The organism is Clostridium sp. D53t1_180928_C8 (genome assembly GCF_015667795.1).
Lineage (GTDB): Bacteria > Bacillota > Clostridia > Clostridiales > Clostridiaceae > Clostridium.
Genome location: NZ_JADPEL010000104.1, coordinates 1 through 2993, shown reverse-complemented (window position 1 = coordinate 2993; position 2993 = coordinate 1). Strand labels below are relative to the sequence as shown.

The 2993-nt window shown below is 31.3% G+C and carries 2 protein-coding genes; both read left to right on the top strand.

The window, feature by feature from the left end; genetic code table 11:
• Positions 1 to 324 precede the first annotated feature (324 nt).
• Positions 325 to 1857 (top strand): 2,3-bisphosphoglycerate-independent phosphoglycerate mutase, encoded by a 1533-nt coding sequence (gene gpmI / locus I4V51_RS20585; protein ID WP_195990308.1) that lies wholly within the window; start codon positions 325 to 327, stop codon positions 1855 to 1857.
• 156 nt (positions 1858 to 2013) lie between these two features.
• Entirely contained in the window at positions 2014 to 2880 is an 867-nt protein-coding gene (locus tag I4V51_RS20580; protein WP_243281591.1) for a DegV family protein, read from the top strand.
• Positions 2881 to 2993: the final 113 nt, after the last annotated feature.

Below are 2993 nucleotides of genomic sequence, written 5' to 3'. Positions count from 1 at the left end.
GACGTGCGAGTAGCACGGCCAGTAACAGAGCCTTATAGGCGTAGAGCAAACCACCCGTTTTACGGGTGGTCCTGATTCTTTTCAAAATAATTAAATATTTTTGGCTCATTTAGTAAAAAATAAATTATCAGAAAATTTTTTAGACAAACGTTTACAAAAAACTAACTATATTGTTTAGTAATAATAATTATAGTATAATAAACATGGTTCAATTAAAGATACTAATGACGAGTGAGATTCAATAAGATTTGAGTACATAATGAAACTCACAAAGTTATAATTTTTTTTGAAACTAAAAAAGTATATATATATTTGGAGGGAATTATGGCGAAGAAACCTGTAATGTTAATGATATTAGATGGATTTGGAATAGCTCCAGAGAGCGATGGAAATGCAGTTGCTGCTGCAAAAAAACCAAATTATGATAGATTAGTTGCAAACTATCCTCACTCAGAATTACAAGCAAGTGGTATGTTTGTTGGATTACCAGATGGTCAAATGGGTAACTCAGAAGTTGGACATTTAAACATCGGTGCAGGAAGAATTATATATCAAGAATTAACAAGAATAACTAAAGAAATAAACGAAGGTGGATTCTTCAAGAACGAAGCTTTATTAAAAGCTATGGAAAATGCAAAGAAAGATAATACTTCATTACATTTAATGGGATTATTATCTAACGGTGGAGTTCACTCTCATATAGATCACTTAAAAGGATTATTAAAATTAGCTAAAGAACAAGAAGTTAAGAACGTATATGTTCACTGCTTCATGGATGGTAGAGACGTTGCTCCAGGTTCAGGAAAAAACTTCGTAGTTGAATTAGAAAACTACATGGCTGAAATCGGAGTAGGTAAAATTGCTACTATTTCAGGAAGATACTATGCAATGGATAGAGATAACAGATGGGAAAGAGTACAATTAGCTTATGATGCAATGGTACTTGGAAAAGGTGAAACTGCTACATCTGCTGTTGAATGTATGGAAAAATCTTATGCTGATAACAAATCAGATGAGTTCGTATTACCATGCGTTATAGAAACTAACGGAGCTCCAACTGGAACAATAAAGAATGGAGATTCAGTAGTGTTCTTCAACTTCAGACCAGATAGAGCTAGAGAAATAACTAGAGCTATCAATGATAGAGAATTCACAGGATTTGAAAGAGAAACTTTAGATTTAACATTTGTAACAATGACTCAATACGATAAGACTTTAGAAGGTGTTGAAGTTGCTTACAGACCAGAAGCTATAACTAACACTTTAGGTGAATATGTTGCTTCTAAGGGATTAAATCAATTAAGAATAGCAGAAACAGAAAAATACGCTCACGTTACATTCTTCTTCAATGGTGGTGTTGAAAAAGAAAACGAAGGTGAAGATAGAGCTCTTATTGCATCTCCAAAGGTTGCAACTTATGACTTAAAACCAGAAATGAGCGCACCAGAATTAACAGATGAATTAATCAATAGATTAGATTCAGGAAAATATGACATGGTTATATTAAACTATGCTAATCCAGATATGGTTGGACATACAGGAGTAATGGAAGCTGCTAAAGCTGCTGTTGAAGCTGTAGATACATGCTTAGGAAGAGTTGTAGATAAAGTTTTAGAATTAGATGGAACAGTATTCATAACTGCTGACCACGGAAATGCTGAAACTATGATTGATTTCACAACAGGAAATCCATTCACAGCACATACAACTGATCCAGTTCCATTTGTATGGGTAGCTAACAATACAGAAGGTAAATCTTTAAAAGATGGTAAGCTTGCTGATATAGCACCAACAATGTTAACAGTAATGGGATTAGATGTTCCAGCTGAAATGACAGGTGAATCATTAATTAAATAGTTTATATATTAGAGAGGCAGAGGCCTCTCTTTTTTTATTTAAGATACAAAGCAAGAAGTTTGAAAATCAAAAGATTTGACAATAATGTAATTTGTATATATAATCTCATTAAGATAAAAACACAACTATTTATAGAGTTAGTGGAGGATGAAGATTATGGGAATAAAAATAATAACAGATTCGTCGTGTGATTTAGCAAGAGAATATATAGATAACAATAATATAGGATTACTTTCATTAGTATTAAACTTAAATGGAAAAGTAATAAAAGATGATTTAGGTAAAACATTAAGTTATAAAGATTTTTATGAACAAATGAGAGAAGGGGCTACGCCTACAACATCTCAAGTTAATGCTCATGAATTTGAAGAAGAATTTGTGAATTCTATAAAAAATGGAGATTCTATAATTTGTATAACAATATCTTCAGAATTAAGTGGCACTTTTAATAGTGCTAATATAGCAAAAAATAATATATTAGAAGAATATCCTGATGCAAAGATTTTTTTAGTGGATTCACTTAGTGTTGCTAGCGGACAAGGATTATTAGTAGTTAAAGCTTGTGAAATGAGAGATAAAGGATTAGGTGTAGAAGAAATAACTACTTGGCTAGAGGAAAATAAAAAGAAGGTTGTACATTCTTTTGTCGTAGATAGTTTGAGTCACTTAAAAAGGGGCGGACGTATTTCAGGTGCAACAGCGGCTATTGGAGGTCTTTTAAATATTAAACCATCATTATATATAGATGAGCAAGGAAAAGTAGCTCAAGGTGAAAAAATTAAGGGAAAAAAGAAAGTTTTAAGATTCCTAGTTAATGAGGTAAAAGAAAAAGCTGTAAATAGTGAGAATGAAACTTTATATATATGTCATGGAGATTGTTTAGAAGATGCAGAAGCTTTAAGAAATATGATATTAGAAGAAGTTAAGTTTAAAAATATAGTTATTAACTATGTTGGAAATGTTATAGGAGCTCACGCAGGCCCAGGAGTTTTAGCAGTATTATTTTTAGGTGAAAATAGATAAGTATAAAGTGGACTATATTAAAATATATATTGAGCAAGTTAATTAACTTGTGAAATAGTAATTTTAATATAGTCCTATTTTTTATTATTTAATAATTTTAGTATGGTATATAT